Raw genomic sequence first — 19,380 nt, forward strand, 5'->3', positions numbered from 1 at the left:
TTCAGGGCTTCTTCAACCCTGGATTTTCTTTTATTCCAGCGTAAAGTTTTATGCCTCTGCCCTTCTGAGCAGATCATATTTTTCCACTTCTGCCCCCAGATCTACTGCAAGCTTCTGCTGTGGATGAGGAGCGCTTTCTACCGCAGCTCCTGTCTCGTCATAAATAGCCTGAACTGTAACCGTCAGATTTCTTCCGTCCGGCTTCATGACCTCAATGGTTTCTCCAACACTGAACTTATTTCTCTGAGTAATGTGAACCAGACCTTTTTCGTCAACCTCCTCAGCATATCCCAGATAGGTATATTCTTTTACATAAGTGTTGTTATCATAAATCTGTGTATTCTCATCCGGTTTTCCATAGAAAAATCCCGTAGTAAACTGGCGGTATGTGCAGTTTGAAATCTGCTCTTTATACCATTCCATATTCTCCTGGTATTTTTCCGGAGATTCCATATAATCGTCAATGGCCTTTCTGTAAGTTCTGGCAACAGTTGCCACATACAAAGCAGTTTTCATACGGCCTTCAATTTTCAGGCTGTCAATTCCGCTTGTAAGAACATCATCCATATGCTCGATCATGCACAGATCTTTGGAGTTAAAAATGTATGTGCCTCTCTCATTTTCAAAAACCGGCATATACTCCCCTGGCCTTTTTTCTTCCACAATGGAATATTTCCATCTGCACGGATGAGTACATGCGCCCCGATTGGCATCTCTTCCCACCAGATAATTACTAAGAAGGCAACGGCCTGAATAGGAAATACACATAGCCCCGTGAATGAATGTTTCTATTTCCATATCCTCAGGGATATGCGCTCTGATCTCTCTGATCTCTTCCAGGGACAGCTCTCTGGCAGTTACCACACGTTTTGCCCCCAGCTGATACCAGAATCGATAGGTTTCATAATTGGTGTTATTTGCCTGGGTACTGATATGACATTCGATCTCCGGGCAGATTTCCTTTGCATAAGTAAAAATTCCCGGATCTGCAATGATCAGTGCATCCGGTTTCAGCTCCTTCAACTCCTGAAGGTACTCCCGGACACCTGAAAGATCATCATTATGAGCAAGAATATTTACTGTCACGTAAACCTTTACGCCATGCTCATGGGCAAAAGCAATTCCTTCTGCCATATCTTCTCTGGAAAAGTTTTTTGCTTTCGCGCGAAGGCCAAATGCCTCTCCGCCAATATAAACAGCATCTGCCCCAAATACTACGGCAATCTTCAGAACTTCCAGACTGCTGGCAGGTACCAGTAATTCTATTTTTCTCATATCTTCTCCTTATTATGGGATGTTTCCCGTCCAAACGGCTGTTTAATGCTGAGGGCAGCTCCGTCTCCCAGAGGAAGAATACTGGTCAGAAGCCGTTCATCATGTTTCAGAGCATAAAGATAATCCCTCATTCTTTTGTAAATGGTTCTGTTTCTCCGCTCTACCAGATAATGAGATTCAATTAGCTCGCCCTCCTGCAGTACATTATCTGAAAGAAGGATCCCATCAGGATTCAAAAGGCGTACTGCATCCTCCAGCCAGTGAATATACTGTCCCTTTGCTGCATCCATAAAAATCAGATCAAAGCCAGGTTCCAGTTCCCGGAGAATCTGTCCTGCATCTCCCTCCAGAAGAGTGATCTGCCCGCTCCGTCCTGCCTTTGCAAAATTTTCTCTGGCAATGGGAATTCTTTTTTCATAATTTTCAATTGTTGTAACCTGAAGCTTCTCAGGTCCATATTCACACATAAGAAGTGTGGAGAAGCCTACGGCTGTCCCCACTTCCAGAATGCGCTCCGGCTTTTTTACAGCCAGAAGCACCTTTATAAAACTCTGCATTTCTCTCCGGATAATGGGAACTCCGGATGACAGAGCATCCTTTTCCAGATTTTCCAGAAAATCTGTGTTTCCCATATCCAGAGAATTAATGTAGGTTCTCATTCTCTCTTCTACGATCACGAGTCCGCGCCCTCCTGCTCGGCATCTCCTGCCATGATTGCAAGAAGTCTTGAAGGTTCATAAGCAGTACTCAGAAGATAAGTTCCCGGCTTCATCTGTCCTTTATAATTGGACAGTTTTTCCTGAATCCAGAACACCTTTGCATCCTCCACAAGCCCCTTGTTCTCCAACGTCTTTGCAATGTCATACACAGAATCATCCTCTTTGACTACAACAGTAATCTCCTGTCCTTCTCCAGGGCTCATGGGCTGTTGGTCAAAAATATCATGTCCAAATTGATAAGACAGTCTTCCCAGCCAGATGATCAGAACAACAATACAGACATAAAGTGCAATTTTAAAAGCACCGCCTGCAACGATCACTCCCGCATTTCCTACCCGGTCTCTTGTGTCTCCCATGTTATCCTCCTTACTGTCCGCCCGTTTCAGAGCAGCGGAATATCATCCATTCCATTCTGTTATCCAGTCCAGTTATGCTTCCATGATGATCGGAAGGATCATCGGTCTTCTCTTTGTGCGTTTCCACAGATAGTCGCCTACCGCATCCTTGACAACAAGCTTGATCTTGCCCCAGTCTGTAATATTCCTGTCCATACAGGAATCCAGAGCCTGCTCTACTACTTCTCTGGCATGTCCCATCAAATCTTCTGATTCACGAACATACACAAAACCTCTGGAAACAATATCCGGTCCTGCAAGAACTACATTGCTGTGACGTTCCAGTGTCATGACCACGATCATAATTCCGTCCTCAGCCAGATGCTGCCGGTCTCTGAGCACAATATTTCCCACATCGCCAACTCCAAGTCCATCTACCAGGATTGCTCCTGTCTGGACATTTCCTGTTATCTGGGCGCTGTTCTCATCCACTTCCAGAACATTTCCCGATGCAAGAATAAAGATGTTTTCTTTTGGGATTCCAAGCTCTTCGGCAATGTGCTTCTGAGCAGTCAGATGACGGTATTCTCCATGAACCGGAATCGCATATTTTGGGCGGACCAGAGAATAGATCAGCTTGATTTCTTCCTGGCATGCATGTCCTGATACATGGGCATCCTGGAAAATAACCTTGGCGCCTTTCATATACAGCTCGTTAATCACCTTGGATACTGCTTTTTCATTTCCCGGGATCGGGTTTGAACTGAAGATGATAGTGTCGTTTGGCTTAATGGTTATTTTTTTGTGGATATTAGCAGCCATTCTTGACAGAGCAGCCATAGATTCTCCCTGACTTCCTGTTGTGATCAGAACTACCTTGTCATCCGGATAGTCTTTTACCTGGTCGATCTCGATCAGAGTATTTTCCGGAATCCGCAGATATCCCAGCTCTGAAGCTGTTGAAATTACATTAACCATACTGCGGCCTTCTACGGCTACCTTTCTGCCAAAGCGGTATGCAGTATTGATGATCTGCTGAACACGGTCTACATTTGAGGCAAAGGTTGCAATAATGATCCTGCTGGAATGGAATTCATTAAACAGATTGTCAAAAACTTTACCTACGGTACGTTCAGACATGGTAAAGCCCGGACGTTCTGCATTTGTACTGTCGCACATCAGAGCAAGCACGCCTTTTCTTCCAATCTCTGCAAAACGCTGAAGGTCAATTGCATCACCAAATACCGGTGTGTAATCCACCTTAAAGTCGCCTGTATGGACAACAATTCCCGCAGGTGAATAGATTGCCAGCGCGGAAGCATCCTGAATACTGTGGTTTGTCTTAATAAACTCAATCGAAAAATCTCCCAGGTTGATCACCTGTCCATGCTTCACTTCTTTCAGCTTTGTGGAACGGACAAGATTATGCTCTTTCAGCTTATTGTTGATCAGTCCCAGCGTCAGTTTTGTAGAATAGATAGGAACGTTTACGTCTTTTAAAACATAAGGAAGGGCTCCGATATGATCCTCATGTCCGTGAGTGATCACAAATCCCTTGACCTTTGTGATATTGTCTCTCAGATAGGTTACATCCGGAATCACAAGGTCAATACCAAGCATATCATCTTCCGGGAAAGACAGACCACAGTCCACTACTACTATACTGTCTCCGTACTCAAAAGCTGTAATATTCATTCCAATCTGTTCCAGACCGCCAAGAGGAATGATTTTCAGGCGTTCACTGCTTCTCCGTCCTCTGCGTCCCTGTTTCTGAAAATTTCTTCCGGTATTTTTATTCATGGAATTTCTGGAAGAGTTTTTTATTACAGGCTTCTGCTGTCTGGCCTGATTCTTTTCGGGACTTCTCTCCGCAGATTTTTCCTGATATCTGCTGTTCTGCTTTGCCTGAGGTCTGTATTTATTATTTTTTGATCTGTTTACCTGTTTTCTTGTATTGTAACCGGCATTTTTTCCATAGCTGCCGTTTCTTCTCTGTCTTTCATCTGTTTCTTTTTTTGTATTGTTATTATCACTGTTCAAATAATGCACCTCCATTTTCATGTGCAAATTTCCGCACGACAACTCAGGAATGCCGGTGGCATTCCTTCATCATCCGTCAAATTTCGCTTATTCTGATTTCATTTTCGTAATTTAAAAATACAGTGCCTGAGTTTATAGTCCGTTCCAGTCCGAAAATCCTATATTTCCAGATCCACATCATCCAGCATCTGTTCAAAAACCTTATAAACAGCCTGCAGTTCTTCTTCGTTTTCCACCATTTCGTAGCAGGCTTCCGGGCTGTCCTGAGAAGAACAGTCTTTCAGAATATACGCAGATGCCTCATCATCCAGAGAATCTGATACCAGAAGATAGGATCTGCCTCCTATCATTGTCTGTTCCTCTACATAAAACTCTTCTGTTGTCCCTTCCGGGGTCTGAAATTTTATTTTTTTCATACTGCTGTCCTTATCTGTTTGCTGAACAATCCAGATATCCCTGCAGGATCAACACTGCTGCCAGGGAATCCAGATGTTCCTTTCTGTCTTCACGGCGTACTCCGCCCTCCATGAGAACACGGTTCGCCTCCATTGTCGTCAGACGTTCGTCCCACATCTCCACAGGCAGTCCCGTTCTTTTCTCCAGCATTTCTTTAAATTCCAGAGATTTTTCTGCCCGCTCTCCAAGTGTATTGTTCATATTCTTCGGAAGTCCCACAACAATTTTTTCCACACCATACTCAGCTATCAGCTCTTCAATACGCGCAAGTGTCCTGCGAAGCTTGTTTTCCTGCTTTCTCCATATGGTTTCTACTTTCTGGGCAGTCAGCCCCAGAGGATCACTGACTGCCACTCCTACGGTCTTTGATCCGTAATCCAATCCAAGTATACGCATATCAACGTTCCCAGGAGCGATTCTTAATATACTCGTTCAGAAGCTCCTCTACCAGTTCATCTCTCTCAACCTTCATGATCATGCTTCTTGCACCTTTATGGCTGGTGATATAGGTGGGGTCACCGGACATGATATAACCAACGATCTGATTCACCGGATTATATCCTTTTTCGTCCATTGCGTTATACACCAGATCCAGAACCTCTTTTACTTCCAGTTCCTGATCCGGCTTTGTCCTGAAATACTGTGTATTTCCCAAATTGTTTTCTGTCATTTTCTCTCACGTCCTTACTATTATTTCTTTTCTATTTTAATATAATTCACTCCAAAATACAAGGAGAGTTTTGTACCGGGTTACTGTTCACTCCGTTCACCGCTCAAAATATGCCCGTCTGTAAATCCGGTAGTTTTCACTGTCAGAAGATCATTAACTTTAAGGCCTTCTGTTTTTTCCACAGCTACCTTCACATATTCCCGGCTGTGCCCCAGATAATATGCTTTCCCCTGGATTTCTACTTCCTCTTCCAGAAGAATCTCCAGATTTTTTCCTATCATAGACTCTTCGTATTCATGGGCGCGTTTCCTGTGAAGTTCCAGCATTTTTTCACTCCGCACGGATTTAACAGCCTCTGTAATCTGCCCGTCCATTGCTGCCGCTTTTGTCCCCTGACGTCTGGAATATTTAAAAATATGTGTCTCATAAAAATGAATATTTTTTACAAATTCAAAAGATTCCTCAAAATCTTCTTCGCTCTCCATGGGAAATCCCACGATCACATCTGTTGTCAGGGCAGGAGCCGGATAATACTCACGGATCAGACTGCATTTCTGCGCATATTCCTCAGCGGTATATCTGCGGTTCATATTTTTCAGAGTTTTCTGGCAGCCGCTCTGCAGAGAAAGATGGAAGTGAGGGCATACCTTGGAAAGTCCTGAAATACCCTCCATAAATTCCCGGGTAATGATCCGGGGTTCCAGAGATCCCAGACGGATTCTTTCAATACCTTCCACACTGTGCACAGCCTGAATCAATGAAAGAAGCGTCTGCTTTTCTTCCTCTTCTTTAAAATCAATACCGTAAGAACTCAGATGAATTCCTGTAAGGACCACTTCCTTATAGCCCTTTGCCGCAAGCGCCTTTACTTCTTCCAAAATTTCCTGTATCTTCCTGCTTCGCACTCTTCCTCTTGCATAGGGAATAATACAGTAGGTACAAAACTGGTTGCAGCCATCCTGGACTTTAATATAAGCCCTTACGTGCTCTGCCGTATGGTCAATGGAAAGCTCCTCATATTCTTTTGTTTTATTTATCTCAATCACGCAGGCTTTTTTTGCGTGTTCTTTTTCATATTCAGCAAGGGCCTCAACAATCCTGTTTTTCTGATTATTTCCAAGAATCAGATCTACAGATGAGTCCTCCTTTAATTTTTCTGTATCCGTCTGGGCATAACAGCCGGTAGCAACAACAATGGCTTCCGGGTTCATTTTTTTTGCCTTATGGAGCATCTGTCGTGATTTCCGGTCCGCAATATTAGTTACCGTGCAGGTATTGATCAGATACACATCCGCCCCCTCCTGGAAAGGGACAATTTCATACCCGGCCTGTTCCAGAAGCTGCTGCATTGCCTCTACCTCATAGGCATTTACCTTACATCCCAGATTATGAAGCGCAACTTTTTTACTCATATATATTCATTCCTTTTCTGATATAAATTGATTCTGTTACTGTACACAGGTTATTTTCCCGTAAGGTGCTTTGGCATATATGCAAAAATCCCGGGATATACATGGCAAAATGCCATCACCAAAGGTGCTTTGGAGTGCATTTTGACCAGGCTACTGTGAAGATTGCGAACAGTAACTCGGTTCCTGTTATTTCATGGAAATTTAATAGCTTTTCCCTTGACTTTTTATCAGGGGACGTATAAGATAAAAGTTGTAAATACAATAATTTTTAGGGAGGTTATATCGTAATGAAAACATTAAAAATCTCACTGAACTCCATTGATAAAGTGAAAGCATTTGTAAATGAAATCAGTAAATTTGACTGTGATTTTGATCTTGTATCCGGAAGATATGTTATTGACGCAAAATCTATCATGGGAATCTTCAGCCTGGATCTTTCCAAGCCGATCAACCTGAATATCCATGCTGAAGGAGCAACTCTGGATGCTATCCTTGCAGTTGTTCAGGCATATGTGATCGAGTAATATCAGCAATCCTGTGTAATAGGCTAAATTTAGTCATCTATTATATTGTATGTATTCCGGCGGTACACTTTGGAAATTTTCCATATGTCCGCCGGATATTTTTTGCCTGTTTCCTATTTCTGATAACTCTGTCAGTTGATCTCAATCACTTCTACTGTAGAAAGAGCCTCTTCCATCAGCTGGTCGATTTTTTCTTCCAGTTTTGTCTCAGATCTGTGGATCACGTTCAGATTCGGTTTCGTTACCGGATGTTTTGCCACAAAAATCGTGCAGCAGTCCTCAAAGGGCTGGATAGAAGTCTCAAAAGTATCAATCTTTCTGGAAATTTCCACAATCTCCTGCTTGTCAAAGCCGATTACCGGACGATAAACAGGAAGGGTACACACCTCATTGGTAGCCGCAAGGCTCTGTAAAGTCTGGCTTGCAACCTGTCCGATGCTCTCTCCTGTGATCAGTCCAAGGCAGCCGCATTTCTTTGCAAAATGCTCTGCAATACGCATCATATAACGGCGCATAATAATGGTCAGTTCTTCATGAGGACACTGGTCATAAATATAAAGCTGGATATCGGTAAAGTTTACCACATGAAGACGGATCGGGCCACTGTAGCGAGCCACAAGCTTTGCCAGATCTACAACCTTCTGTTTTGCTCGCTCACTGGTATAAGGCGGCGCATGGAAATAAACCGCGTCAATCTTCACACCTCTTTTGGCGATCATGTAGCCGGCAACCGGACTGTCAATTCCACCGGAAAGAAGCAGCATTGCCTTTCCGTTTGTTCCAACCGGCATTCCTCCCGGCCCCGGAATAGTCTCTGAATAAACGTAAATCTTTTCCCTGATCTCTACAGAAAGAGTAAGCTGAGGATTATGAACATCTACAGACGCTTCCGGAAAAGCATCCAGGATCAGACCGCCAAGGCTTGCACTGACTTCCATGGAATTAATAGGATAGGATTTTCTGGCTCTTCTTGTGTAAACCTTGAAGGTTCCGGAAAATTCCGGGTATCTTGCCTTCATATAGCTTACAACATCTTTTCCCATCTGTTCAAAGCCCTGATCCTCATAGATCACAACCGGGCTGATTCCTACAATACCAAAAACTCTCTGCAGGGCTTCTACTGCCTCATCAAAATCATATTCCTCCGGGCAGAGTACATAAACGCGTCCCTGCTCCTTGATCACGCGGAAATCTCCTTCTACAGGTTCCAGAGCAAGGCGCATCTGTTTTACCAGCGCATCCTCAAAAAGATACCTGTTTTTGCCCTTAATAGCAATTTCCGCATACTTAATCAGAAATGCATGAAATATCATAAATATTCTCCTTTTGTATCTTTTACCTTCTTGAATATCTTCTCAGCATGGGTACCAGTTCTCCCATAACCTGAAGAAAATAATCTGCCTCTTCTATGGTGTTTTCCTCGCAAAAGCTTAAGCGCACAGTGCTTTCAATCTGATCTCTTGACATTCCCATTGCTGACAGTGTGGCACTTGGCTTGCGTTTATGGCTGGAGCAGGCACTTCCTGCAGAAACGTAAATACCTCTTTCCTCCAGAGAATGAAGAAGCACTTCGCTTCGCACACCCATAACACTGATGCTTAAAATCTGAGGCGCACCTTCTCGCAGCTCCATTCCGTTAATACGGATATCCCCGATCTTTTCAAGTCCCTGCACAATGTGTTCCTTGAGCCGATACATGTTTTCCACATTTTCTTCCAGGTTTTGATAAATTTCCACGGCAGCAGTACCAAGTCCTGCAATTCCCGGCACATTGTCTGTTCCGGAACGCATCCCTCCCTGCTGTCCGCCTCCCAGGATCTGAGGCTGGATCTTTGCTTTTTCATTAATGTAAAGAAATCCCACGCCCTTTGGTCCGTGAATCTTATGACCACTGACAGAAAGAAGATCGATCCCCATTTTTTTCGGGTGGATCCTGTATTTTCCAAAAGCCTGTATGGCATCCACATGAAACAGAGCCTTCGGGCTTTTTTCGTGGACAAGGGCTGCAATCTCCTCCACCGGCATCACTGCGCCCACTTCATTGTTTACATACATCACAGATACCAGAATCGTATCTTCCCTGAGTACCGCTTTCAGAGCATCTACTTTTACCACGCCCCGGCTGTCCACCGGAAGGTATGTTACCTCAAAGCCCTGCTCCTGAAGAAACAGTGCAGGCTGACTTACTGCCGGATGCTCCACTGAGGTGGTGATAATATGATTTCCGCTTCGTTTATTTGCCATAGCCGCCCCGATCAGAGCCAGATTATCCGACTCTGTTCCACCTGAAGTAAACAGGATTTCCTTTTCCTGGACCTTCAGAAGCCGGGCAAGACTTTCTGCGGAATTCTTAATATATTTTTCTGCTTCCACACCCTTCAGATGCATGGCGGATGGATTTCCAAAATCCTCTGTCATTGCTTTTACCACAATATCTTTTACCGAATCATAACATCTGGTAGTTGCAGAATTATCAAAATAAACTTCCATGATAAACTCCCTTTATTTTACTGCTGTTTCCTCCCGGACGCTGTATTCTGTTTACTGTTCCAGCTGAAACATCAGAACAGACAGGATCGCAAGTCCGGCTGTCTCTGTTCTCAAAATCCTTTTTCCCAGAGTAATGGGGGAAACACCTGCGCCAATGGCAGCTTCAATTTCTTTTTCCTCAAATCCGCCCTCCGGACCGATAAAAATACCAATGGATTGTCCGGGACGGATTTCACCCAGAAGAGCTTTTGTCTCAGTCATTCCCTTCGCAAGCTCATAGGGGATCAGCCGGATATCCAGCTCCTTTGCATAGGCAAGAGCATCTGAAAAAGTCATTACCGGATGAACTGAAGGAATCAGCATACGCTTGGACTGCTTTGCCGCACTCTCTGCAATCTGCTGCCACCGTTCCACCTTTTTTGCAGCCTTTTTTCCGTCAAGGCGAACAACGCTGCGTTTGGTTTCCACCGGAATCACCTGACAGGCTCCCAGTTCCACAGCTTTCTGGATGATCAGCTCCATTTTATCTGCCTTTGGAAGTCCCTGAAACAGATAAATTTTACTGGAAAGCTCATAATCCGGTTCCTGAGAATAAAGAATGTGAAGGCAGACCTCATCTGTATCAATGGCTTCAATGGTACAGTGGTATTCTTTTTTGTCTCCGTCACTAATCCAGAGCTCTTCCCCGGTCTTCATCCGCAGCACGTTTACAATGTGCTTCACATCACTTCCTGTAATATGGATCTGATGCATTCTTTCATCAATCTGGGACGGCTCCACAAAAAATCTCTGCATGGATCAGTCCTTTCTGGCTGTCACAGACACCCACTCGCCCTGCTTTGTAACCTCCACAAGAGTCAGTCCTGCTTTTTTCACAGCTTCTGTCACAACCGTTTCCTTCACATCCAGAATACCGGAGGTGATGTAGTAAGCGCCTTTTTTCATCTGATGAACGATCACAGGAGTAAGAGGCACAAGAACGTCTGCAAGAATATTTGCAGCTACAATATCATATTTCTCATAGCCCACCTGATCCTGAACCTCTTCATCATCAATGATATTTCCGATCATCATATCAAAGGATTCATCCGGGATCTGATTTGCTTCTTTGTTTTCCTGAACTGCGGGAACTGCGCAGAGATCAAGATCTGTTCCCACCACATGACCTGCGCCAAGTTTCAGAGCTGTAATTCCAAGAATACCGCTTCCTGTTCCCACATCAAGAAGTTCACATCCCTCTTTCACGTACTTTTTCAGCTGGCGGATCACAAGCTGAGTAGTTTCATGCATACCGGTTCCAAAGGCTGTTCCCGGGTCAATATGAAGGATCATCTTGTCCTGATCCTCTGCTTTTACTTCCTCCCAGGAGGGAACGATCAGAATATCATCTACATAAAACTGTTTGAAATACTGTTTCCAGTTATTGATCCAGTCAATATCCTCTGTTTCATCTACCTCAATGCTGCCCTCTCCGATATCCAGAAAAGATCTTAAAGCTTCCAGTTCTTCTTTTACTTCTTTCAGAATGGATTCTACATCGGTTTCCTGACCGTTTTTCAGAAGCTTTCCGTCCTCGGTTTCCTCCACAAAAAAGCTCAGATATGCGGTTCCATCATCCTCCTGCATCTGAGGAAGGATATCCACAAACATCTGCTCCTTTTCCAGTGCAGTAAGAGGCACATTATCCTCAATCTGCGCTCCTTCCAGACCAATATCATATAAAGTACTGATAATGATATCCTCTGCTTCAGTTCTGGTTTTTATTTTAAACTTTTTCCACTTCATAACAAATCTCCTGTTTTATCATAAAATATATGTTTCTATGATCTGCCAGTCTTCCGGCTGATACTTTGTTATACTTATACTACCTCGCACTTTATCATACACGAAAGAACAAAAAAAGAAAAGAGGTTTCCCTCTTTTCTTTAAAAGATTTATCAATCTACTGTGCGCTTCCTTCACAGCAAGCTTAATCCTCAAAAGTCTCTTTCAGCTTATCCATAAAGCTTTTTTTCTTTTTTTCATGCTTCTCTGTACCATCGCTGTTTGTTTCTGCCGGTCTGTTTCCACAGGCCTCATCAAACTTGCGGAGAGCTTCCTTCGCCTCTTCATTAAGATTTGTCGGAACCTGAACAACCAGAGTCACATAATGATCTCCACGGACATTCTTATTTCTCAGAGAAGGAACACCCTTGCCTTTCAGACGGATACGGGTATCAGTCTGAGTTCCCGGCTTCACATCATAGACAACATCTCCGTCTACTGTGTTGATATGAACTTCTCCGCCGAGAGCTGCCTGTGCATAGGTAATAGGCGCAGAGGAGAAGATATTCATATCCTGTCTCTGGAAAATAGGATGGCGGGCAATATTTACTTCCACAAGAAGGTCGCCTCTTGGGCCGCCGTTTGTACCCGGTTCTCCTTTTTCACGGATACGAATACTCTGTCCATTATCAATACCGGCAGGAATGGATACCTGGATCTTCTTTCTGGAAGATGTATATCCGGTTCCACGGCAGGAAGTACATTTCTCTTTGATCACTTTTCCTGTACCGCCACATTCCGGACAGGTCTGGACATTACGCACCATGCCGAACATAGACTGCTGAGTATATACAATCTGTCCCTCTCCGTTACATTTCGGACAGGTTACAGGCTGAGTTCCGGGTTTTGCACCTGTTCCGTGACAGTCAGCACATTCATCCTTCAGAACGATTTCCAGTTCTTTTTCACAGCCAAACACTGCCTCCTCAAAAGTAATATTCACTCTTGCGCGAAGGTTTGCGCCTCTCATCGGCCCATTGTTTGCACGTCTTCTGCTTCCGCCGCCAAACAGATCACCGAAAATATCACCGAAAATATCGCCCATATCAGCGCCGTTAAAATCAAAGCCGCCGAATCCTCCGGCACCGCCGCCGCCATTTTCAAAAGCCGCATGACCGAACTGGTCGTACTGTTTTCTTTTATCCGGATCACTTAAAATACCGTATGCTTCTGTAGCCTCTTTAAATTTTGCCTCTGCTTCTTTATCACCCGGATTTACATCCGGGTGATACTTTTTGGCTAACTTTCGATATGCTTTTTTCAGTTCCGCGTCACTGGCATTTTTTGCAACGCCCAGGACTTCATAGTAATCTCTTTTATCAGCCATCGTTTCTCTTTCCTGTGCTTTCTATCAGACTTCTTTATAGTCTGCGTCTACTACATCATCGCCATATCCGGCTTCGTTTCCACCCTGGGAAGCTCCGCCGCCCATGTTGCCCATATCCGGTCCGGCCTGGCCGCCGCCCTGCTGTGTCTGCTCATACATTTTAGCAAACAGCTTCTGAGCGCTTTCCATCATTTTTTCCTGTGCAGCTTTGATATCAGCTACCTGTGCATCTGTCATCTCAGCATTTGCAGTCTGTGCAAGAAGATCTTTCAGTGCATTAAGGTCTGTCTCAACTGCTGCTTTGTCATTTGCATCAATTTTATCGCCTGCTTCTTTCAGAGCATTCTCAACCTGGAATACCATGGAATCCGCATTATTTCTTGTATCAATTGCCTCTTTACGTTTCTTGTCCTGAGCCTCAAATTCTGCTGCTTCTTTTACAGCTTTGTCGATTTCGGAGTCAGACATATTGGAGCCTGCAGTAATCGTAATGTGCTGCTCTTTTCCTGTTCCAAGATCTTTTGCAGATACATTTACAATACCGTTGGCATCAATATCAAAAGTAACCTCAATCTGCGGAACGCCACGACGTGCTGGCGGAATTCCATCCAGACGGAACTGGCCAAGGGATTTGTTATCTCTTGCAAACTGACGCTCACCCTGTACAACATTGATATCTACAGCTGTCTGGTTGTCTGCTGCTGTGGAGAAGATCTGGCTCTTCTTTGTAGGAATTGTTGTATTTCTCTCGATCAGACGTGTTGCAACTCCGCCCATTGTTTCAATGGAAAGGGACAGAGGAGTAACATCCAGAAGAAGGATATCTCCTGCGCCTGCATCTCCGGCAAGTTTACCACCCTGTACAGAAGCTCCAAGTGCAACGCACTCGTCCGGGTTCAGAGATTTGCTTGGCTCTTTGCCTGTGATCTGTTTTACTTTATCCTGTACTGCCGGAATACGTGTAGATCCACCTACCAGAAGTACCTGACCAAGCTCGGAAGCTGTAATGCCTGCATCAGACAGTGCGCGGCGTACCGGCTCTGCTGTTTTTTCAACAAGGTCATGTGTGAGCTCATCAAATTTTGCTCTTGTCAGGTTCATATCAAAATGCTTCGGTCCTTCTGCTGTTGCAGTGATGAACGGAAGGTTAATGTTTGTAGTTGTTGCGGAAGAAAGTTCTTTTTTAGCTTTCTCAGCAGCTTCTTTCAGTCTCTGAAGAGCCATCTTATCACTGGAAAGATCTACGCCCTCAGTTCTCTTGAACTCAGCAAGCATGTAATCTGTGATTTTCTGATCAAAGTCATCACCACCAAGACGGTTGTTTCCTGCTGTGGAAAGAACCTCAATAACTCCGTCACCGATTTCAATAACAGAAACGTCAAATGTACCGCCGCCAAGGTCGTATACCATGATCTTCTGCTCATTTTCGTTGTCAAGTCCATATGCAAGAGCTGCTGCTGTAGGCTCGTTGATGATACGTTTTACATCAAGGCCGGCAATTTTACCTGCATCCTTGGTTGCCTGACGCTGTGCGTCATTGAAATAAGCAGGAACTGTGATAACTGCTTCTGTTACAGTCTCGCCAAGATATCCCTCTGCATCTTTTTTCAGCTTCTGAAGAATCATTGCAGAAATTTCCTGTGGAGAGTATTTTTTGTCATCAATATTTACACGGTAATCAGAACCCATTTCTCTCTTAATAGAAGAAATTGTCTTTTCCGCATTTGTAACTGCCTGACGTTTTGCAGGTTCACCTACCAAACGCTCTCCTGTTTTTGTAAAAGCAACTACAGACGGTGTTGTTCTTGCGCCTTCTGTATTTGCGATAACGGTGGGCTGGCCACCTTCCATAACTGCTACACAACTGTTTGTTGTACCTAAGTCAATACCAATAATTTTTCCCATGATAATTTTCCTCCTGATTTATTTTCATGCGTTATCTATATATCCATTGTCGTCTGATGATGCCGATCCGGTGACCCTAACCGGTATCATACCAGAAAAGCAAGTGTCTGCTTTCTTTTTTAGCCTAACTAATTTGCGACTTTTACCATACTGTGGCGAACTACAAATCCTTTATAAGTGTAGCCTTTCTGAAGTTCTTCCACAACCATATTCTCTCCTGCTTCTTCGTCTTCCACATGCATTACTGCATTATGGAAATCAGGATCAAATTCTTTGCCGACAGCCTCGATCACTTCTACACCAAGTCCCTCAAGTGTTGTCATAAGCTGTTTGTAGATCATCTTCATACCGTCTGCAAAAGCATCTCCCTCAGGTGCCTGTGCAAGGCCTCTCTCAAAGTTATCCACTACCGGAAGCATATTTTCGATAATTTCTTTTGCACCGATCACATACATACCGGATTTTTCCTTTTCTGTACGTTTACGGAAATTATCAAACTCTGCCATGCTGCGTTTCAGCCGGTCAGTCAGCTCCTCGATCTGCTGATCTTTTTTATCCTTTTTCTTTTTTCCAAAGAAAGAAGTTTTTGTTTTTCCTTCTGTTTTTTCATCCGCGGAAGTTTCTTTTTCCTCTGCGGTATCTTCTCCGGCTGTGGCTTCCGGTGAATCTTCCTGAGCCTCTGTTACAGTCTCATTTTCAGAAATTTCTTTTTCTGTATCTTCCTGTACTTCAGCTGCGTTCTTCTTTTCTTCTGCCACGCGTTCTCTACCACCTTTCTATTCTTCCTGATGGCTGCCGCCATTTTCTTTTTTATTTTTTCCAAATACCTGATCTAATTCAACTTTCAGGGTCTTCAGATTATTAACAACATTTTCATAATCCATTCGTTTCGGTCCTACAATACCGATGGTTCCATGCATTCCCTTGCCCAGCTCATAAGTAGCTGTTACAACGCTGCAGTCTTTCATGGTAGGAATCGGAAGTTCATCTCCGATATATACCTGAACTCCTGTATTATCTGCATCTGCCATGCTTTCTTTTACAAGATCTGCAAGCTGCTGTTTTTCTTCAAATGCGGAAATCAGTCCCGTTGCTTTTTCCTTATCTGACAATTCCGGATACTTGAAAAAGTTCGTAGCGCCTGACGTATAGATTTCCAGATCCTCTTCATCCACATGTATCGTAGCTGCAACTGCGTCCAGTACACTGGCAACCAGTCCGCTGTGAATCCCTGCCTGTTCCTTCAGTCTTGCAATCATTCCCAGATTAATATCCTGAATCGGAAGTCCGTTGAGATTTGTATTAAGAAGAAGATTCAGTTTCAGAATCGTCTCATCATCCATTTCCTCGTCAAGATCTATGATCTGGTTCCGGATGACGTTTCCCTCACAGACAACTACAGCTACAAGCTGACGTTCATTGACTCTGGAAAGCTGAATAAATTTCAGTTTATTTCCGCTGTACTGGGGAACTGAGATCATTGTTGCATAATTGGTATTGCAGGCGAGAACCCTGGCTACCTTTTTCAGCACCTTTTCCATCTTATCTGTTTTTTCAATCATCAGATTTCGGATCTCTTCAATCTCATCTTCCTTTTCCTGCATCAGCTCATCTACATACAACCGATACCCTTTATCTGAAGGAATTCTTCCGGCAGAGGTATGAGGCTGCACAATATAGCCTAAATCTGTCAGGTCAGACATTTCATTACGGATTGTTGCTGAGCTGACATTAAGATCTGTATACTTGGAAATTGTCCGGGATCCAACCGGCTCTCCTGTTTCCATATAAGTTTTGATGATCGCTTTCAGAATCTTTTTCTTACGATCAGTCAAAATATCTTCCACGCCCTCAGCTCCTTTCCTTTTTATTAGCACTCAATATCAAAGAGTGCTAACATTTACATTGTTAAGATAGCACCGTTAAAATAGTTTGTCAAGAGATAAGAAGTATTTTTATGAAAATCTTTTATTATATAAAGAATGCAGACACTCCAGAAACTACTTACCTGAAATATCTGCATTGTTATTAATAAAAAATTTTATATCTGTTCCAACTCCTGAAGATTCCTCTTAAGTTCCAGCATCTTATCTCTCAGCTCTGCTGCCTGCTCAAAGTTCAGATCTGCTGCTGCCGCGCGCATCTGCTTTTCTACCTGAGCGATCAGCTTCGTCAGTTCCTTACGACTCATGGACTCCGGATCTTTTTTCAGCTTCACTTCTGTTTCTGCAACTGCTTTAGAAACTGTAATCAGGTCACGAACTGCCTTTTTAATAGTCGTTGGCGTAATTCCATGTTCCTTATTATAATCTTCCTGAATGCTGCGGCGGCGCTCAGTTTCCTGAATAGCTTTTTTCATGGAATCTGTCATAACATCCGCATACATGATCACATGGCCTTCGCTGTTTCGTGCCGCACGGCCTATCGTCTGGATCAAAGAAACCTCTGAACGGAGAAATCCCTCTTTGTCTGCATCCAGAATTGCCACCAATGTAATCTCCGGAATATCCAGGCCCTCCCTGAGAAGGTTGATTCCTACCAGAACGTCAAATACGTCCAGACGCATATCACGGATAATTTCTGCCCGCTGCAAGGTATCTATATCTGAATGAAGATATCGGACACGTATTCCCACATCTTTCATATAATCTGTAAGGTCCTCTGCCATACGTTTGGTCAAAGTCGTAATCAGGATTTTGTGCCCCTTTTCAACCTCTTTATTTACCTCGCTGATCAGATCATCGATCTGTCCCTCTACAGGGCGTACTTCCACCTTAGGATCGAGAAGCCCTGTAGGACGTATGATCTGTTCTGCCCGCAGCAGCTCATGATCAGCCTCGTACTGTCCCGGGGTTGCTGACACAAACATTACCTGATCCAGTTTGCCTTCAAACTCATCAAAACTTAACGGACGATTGTCTTTGGCTGACGGCAGACGGAATCCATAGTCAACCAGCGTCTGCTTGCGGCTCTGATCTCCTGCATACATTCCCCCTACCTGAGAAACCGTTTTATGTGATTCATCAATAATAAGAAGAAAATCATCCTTAAAATAATCCATCAGCGTATAGGGCGGCTGTCCCGGAGCCAGTCCTGTTAAGTGCCTGGAATAATTCTCAATTCCGGAACAGAATCCCGTTTCTTTCATCATTTCCACGTCAAAGTTGGTACGCTCCGCTATTCTCTGAGCCTCGATCAACTTGTCCTCACTTTTAAAATAATCTACCTGTTCTTTCATTTCTGCAAGGATAGCATCTGCTGCTCTTTTAATCTGCTCCTGAGGCACAACATAATGAGATGCGGGAAAAATCCCCACATGGCTCTCTTCATTTTTAATCTCGCCGGTCAGTACATCAATTTCTGTGATCCGCTCAATCTCATCTCCGAAAAACTCCACACGAACAGCCCGGTCTGTGGCATTAGCCGGAAAAATTTCCAGCACATCACCTTTCACCCGGAAAGTCCCCCGGTGAAAATCCATCTCATTCCTTGTATACTGAATGTCGATCAGCTGCCGTATGACCTCATCCCTGTCTTTTTCCATACCCGGACGCAGAGAAATCATCATGTCAAAAAATTCCTGGGGCGCACCCAGACCGTAAATGCAGGACACTGAAGACACCACAATCACATCTCTTCGCTCACAGAGAGCCGCAGTTGCAGAAAGCCGCAATTTGTCTATCTCATCGTTGGTGGATGCATCCTTGGCAATGTAGGTATCTGTGGAAGGAACATAAGCCTCAGGCTGGTAGTAATCGTAATAGGAAACAAAGTATTCCACCGCGTTATTTGGAAAAAATTCTTTAAACTCGCCGTAAAGCTGTGCAGCCAGAGTTTTATTATGTGCAAGCACAAGCGTCGGTTTATTCAGTTCCTTAATTACATTTGCCATGGTAAATGTTTTACCTGAACCGGTAACTCCTAACAGAGTTTCAAACTGATTGCCTTCCTTAAATCCTTTTACCAGTTTGGCAATGGCCTGGGGCTGATCGCCGGTGGGAGCGTATTCTGATACTAACTCAAAATGATCCATATTCTCTCCTTAAATCACAATGTATTTTTCAGATATCAAATATAAAACATTATCTAACTGTAATTTTATAAGTACAAAGTCACTACAGGTATATTTTACCCACACTGACTTCTTTCCATTATTTATTATATCAGGATACAAAAGAAAAGTACAGAATAATCCGAATGTTTGTTCTGTGATTTTCTTTTAATCTGTTCAGCATTCCAAACGTTCCATTATGTTTATCCACGCTTTGTTTTACAAAAAATTTCCGCTTCCATAAGCTCTCTGATACATCTTATTCAGAAAGAAATCGTCCGTTTTTCTCCGTATTTTCATTGATTTCACCGTTTATAGAATCAAAACTGAATTGTCCGTTTTCTATTATAAT

At 43.6% G+C, this 19,380-nt stretch carries 18 protein-coding genes; 1 reads left to right on the plus strand and 17 read right to left on the minus strand.

All coding sequences use genetic code 11. The features are described from left to right. Positions 1–48: 48 nt before the first annotated feature. From LU279_RS10405 to mtaB, 8 genes are all read right to left on the minus strand, one after another. Entirely contained in the window at positions 49–1,275 is a 1,227-nt protein-coding gene (locus tag LU279_RS10405) for a peptidase U32 family protein (protein WP_274422444.1), read from the minus strand. Further along, positions 1,272–1,952 (minus strand): O-methyltransferase, encoded by a 681-nt coding sequence (locus LU279_RS10410; RefSeq protein ID WP_274422445.1) that lies wholly within the window; start codon positions 1,950–1,952, stop codon positions 1,272–1,274. Before LU279_RS10410 ends, LU279_RS10405 begins: the two co-directional genes overlap by 4 nt. Then, positions 1,949–2,350, minus strand: coding sequence for an endolytic transglycosylase MltG (locus tag LU279_RS10415; RefSeq protein WP_274422446.1), 402 nt, complete (start codon positions 2,348–2,350; stop codon positions 1,949–1,951). The genes LU279_RS10410 and LU279_RS10415 overlap by 4 nt, the downstream gene beginning before the upstream one ends. Positions 2,351–2,422: 72 nt before the next feature. Next, positions 2,423–4,129 (minus strand): ribonuclease J, encoded by a 1,707-nt coding sequence (locus LU279_RS10420; protein WP_274422494.1) that lies wholly within the window; start codon positions 4,127–4,129, stop codon positions 2,423–2,425. A gap of 398 nt (positions 4,130–4,527) precedes the next feature. Then, positions 4,528–4,785, minus strand: coding sequence for a DUF1292 domain-containing protein (locus tag LU279_RS10425; protein ID WP_274422447.1), 258 nt, complete (start codon positions 4,783–4,785; stop codon positions 4,528–4,530). A 10-nt stretch (positions 4,786–4,795) separates the two neighbouring features. Beyond that, a complete protein-coding gene (gene ruvX / locus LU279_RS10430) occupies positions 4,796–5,221 on the minus strand; it encodes a Holliday junction resolvase RuvX (RefSeq protein WP_274422448.1) in 426 nt (141 codons plus the stop codon). A gap of 1 nt (position 5,222) precedes the next feature. Continuing rightward, positions 5,223–5,495, minus strand: a complete 273-nt coding sequence (locus LU279_RS10435; RefSeq protein WP_274422449.1) for an IreB family regulatory phosphoprotein — start codon at positions 5,493–5,495, stop codon at positions 5,223–5,225. 80 nt (positions 5,496–5,575) lie between these two features. After that, the gene (gene mtaB / locus LU279_RS10440) at positions 5,576–6,907 is read right to left on the minus strand and encodes a tRNA (N(6)-L-threonylcarbamoyladenosine(37)-C(2))-methylthiotransferase MtaB (protein ID WP_274422450.1); all 1,332 of its coding nucleotides are present in this window, start codon (positions 6,905–6,907) and stop codon (positions 5,576–5,578) included. 287 nt (positions 6,908–7,194) lie between these two features. Between mtaB and LU279_RS10445 the strand changes: the two genes are divergently transcribed. Beyond that, positions 7,195–7,431, plus strand: a complete 237-nt coding sequence (locus LU279_RS10445; RefSeq protein WP_274422451.1) for an HPr family phosphocarrier protein — start codon at positions 7,195–7,197, stop codon at positions 7,429–7,431. 131 nt (positions 7,432–7,562) lie between these two features. Here LU279_RS10445 and thiI read toward each other — a convergent pair whose 3' ends face one another. The 9 genes from thiI to uvrB form a co-directional block, all read right to left on the minus strand. Then, complete coding sequence (gene thiI, locus LU279_RS10450) at positions 7,563–8,744, minus strand: tRNA uracil 4-sulfurtransferase ThiI (RefSeq protein WP_022068692.1); 1,182 nt, start codon at positions 8,742–8,744, stop codon at positions 7,563–7,565. A gap of 22 nt (positions 8,745–8,766) precedes the next feature. Further along, positions 8,767–9,921: a cysteine desulfurase family protein gene (locus tag LU279_RS10455; RefSeq protein ID WP_274422452.1), complete on the minus strand. Its 1,155-nt coding sequence runs from the start codon at positions 9,919–9,921 to the stop codon at positions 8,767–8,769. A 51-nt stretch (positions 9,922–9,972) separates the two neighbouring features. Next, a complete protein-coding gene (locus LU279_RS10460) occupies positions 9,973–10,716 on the minus strand; it encodes a 16S rRNA (uracil(1498)-N(3))-methyltransferase (RefSeq protein ID WP_274422453.1) in 744 nt (247 codons plus the stop codon). 3 nt (positions 10,717–10,719) lie between these two features. Then, positions 10,720–11,706: a 50S ribosomal protein L11 methyltransferase gene (prmA, locus tag LU279_RS10465; RefSeq protein WP_274422454.1), complete on the minus strand. Its 987-nt coding sequence runs from the start codon at positions 11,704–11,706 to the stop codon at positions 10,720–10,722. A 184-nt stretch (positions 11,707–11,890) separates the two neighbouring features. Further along, on the minus strand, positions 11,891–13,072 hold the full coding sequence (gene dnaJ / locus LU279_RS10470) for a molecular chaperone DnaJ (protein ID WP_274422455.1): 1,182 nt from the start codon (positions 13,070–13,072) through the stop codon (positions 11,891–11,893). A 24-nt stretch (positions 13,073–13,096) separates the two neighbouring features. After that, positions 13,097–14,977 carry a molecular chaperone DnaK gene (gene dnaK / locus LU279_RS10475; protein WP_274422456.1) on the minus strand — a complete coding sequence of 627 codons (1,881 nt, stop codon included), beginning with the start codon at positions 14,975–14,977 and terminating at the stop codon, positions 13,097–13,099. A 128-nt stretch (positions 14,978–15,105) separates the two neighbouring features. Continuing rightward, positions 15,106–15,735 carry a nucleotide exchange factor GrpE gene (gene grpE / locus LU279_RS10480; protein ID WP_274422457.1) on the minus strand — a complete coding sequence of 210 codons (630 nt, stop codon included), beginning with the start codon at positions 15,733–15,735 and terminating at the stop codon, positions 15,106–15,108. Positions 15,736–15,753: 18 nt separating this feature from the next. Further along, positions 15,754–16,824: a heat-inducible transcriptional repressor HrcA gene (gene hrcA, locus LU279_RS10485; RefSeq protein ID WP_274422458.1), complete on the minus strand. Its 1,071-nt coding sequence runs from the start codon at positions 16,822–16,824 to the stop codon at positions 15,754–15,756. 194 nt (positions 16,825–17,018) lie between these two features. Continuing rightward, positions 17,019–19,010 carry an excinuclease ABC subunit UvrB gene (gene uvrB, locus LU279_RS10490; protein WP_274422459.1) on the minus strand — a complete coding sequence of 664 codons (1,992 nt, stop codon included), beginning with the start codon at positions 19,008–19,010 and terminating at the stop codon, positions 17,019–17,021. Positions 19,011–19,380: the final 370 nt, after the last annotated feature.

This window comes from Blautia sp. XA-2221, from assembly GCF_028767025.1.
In the GTDB taxonomy this organism is placed as follows: domain Bacteria; phylum Bacillota; class Clostridia; order Lachnospirales; family Lachnospiraceae; genus Blautia_A.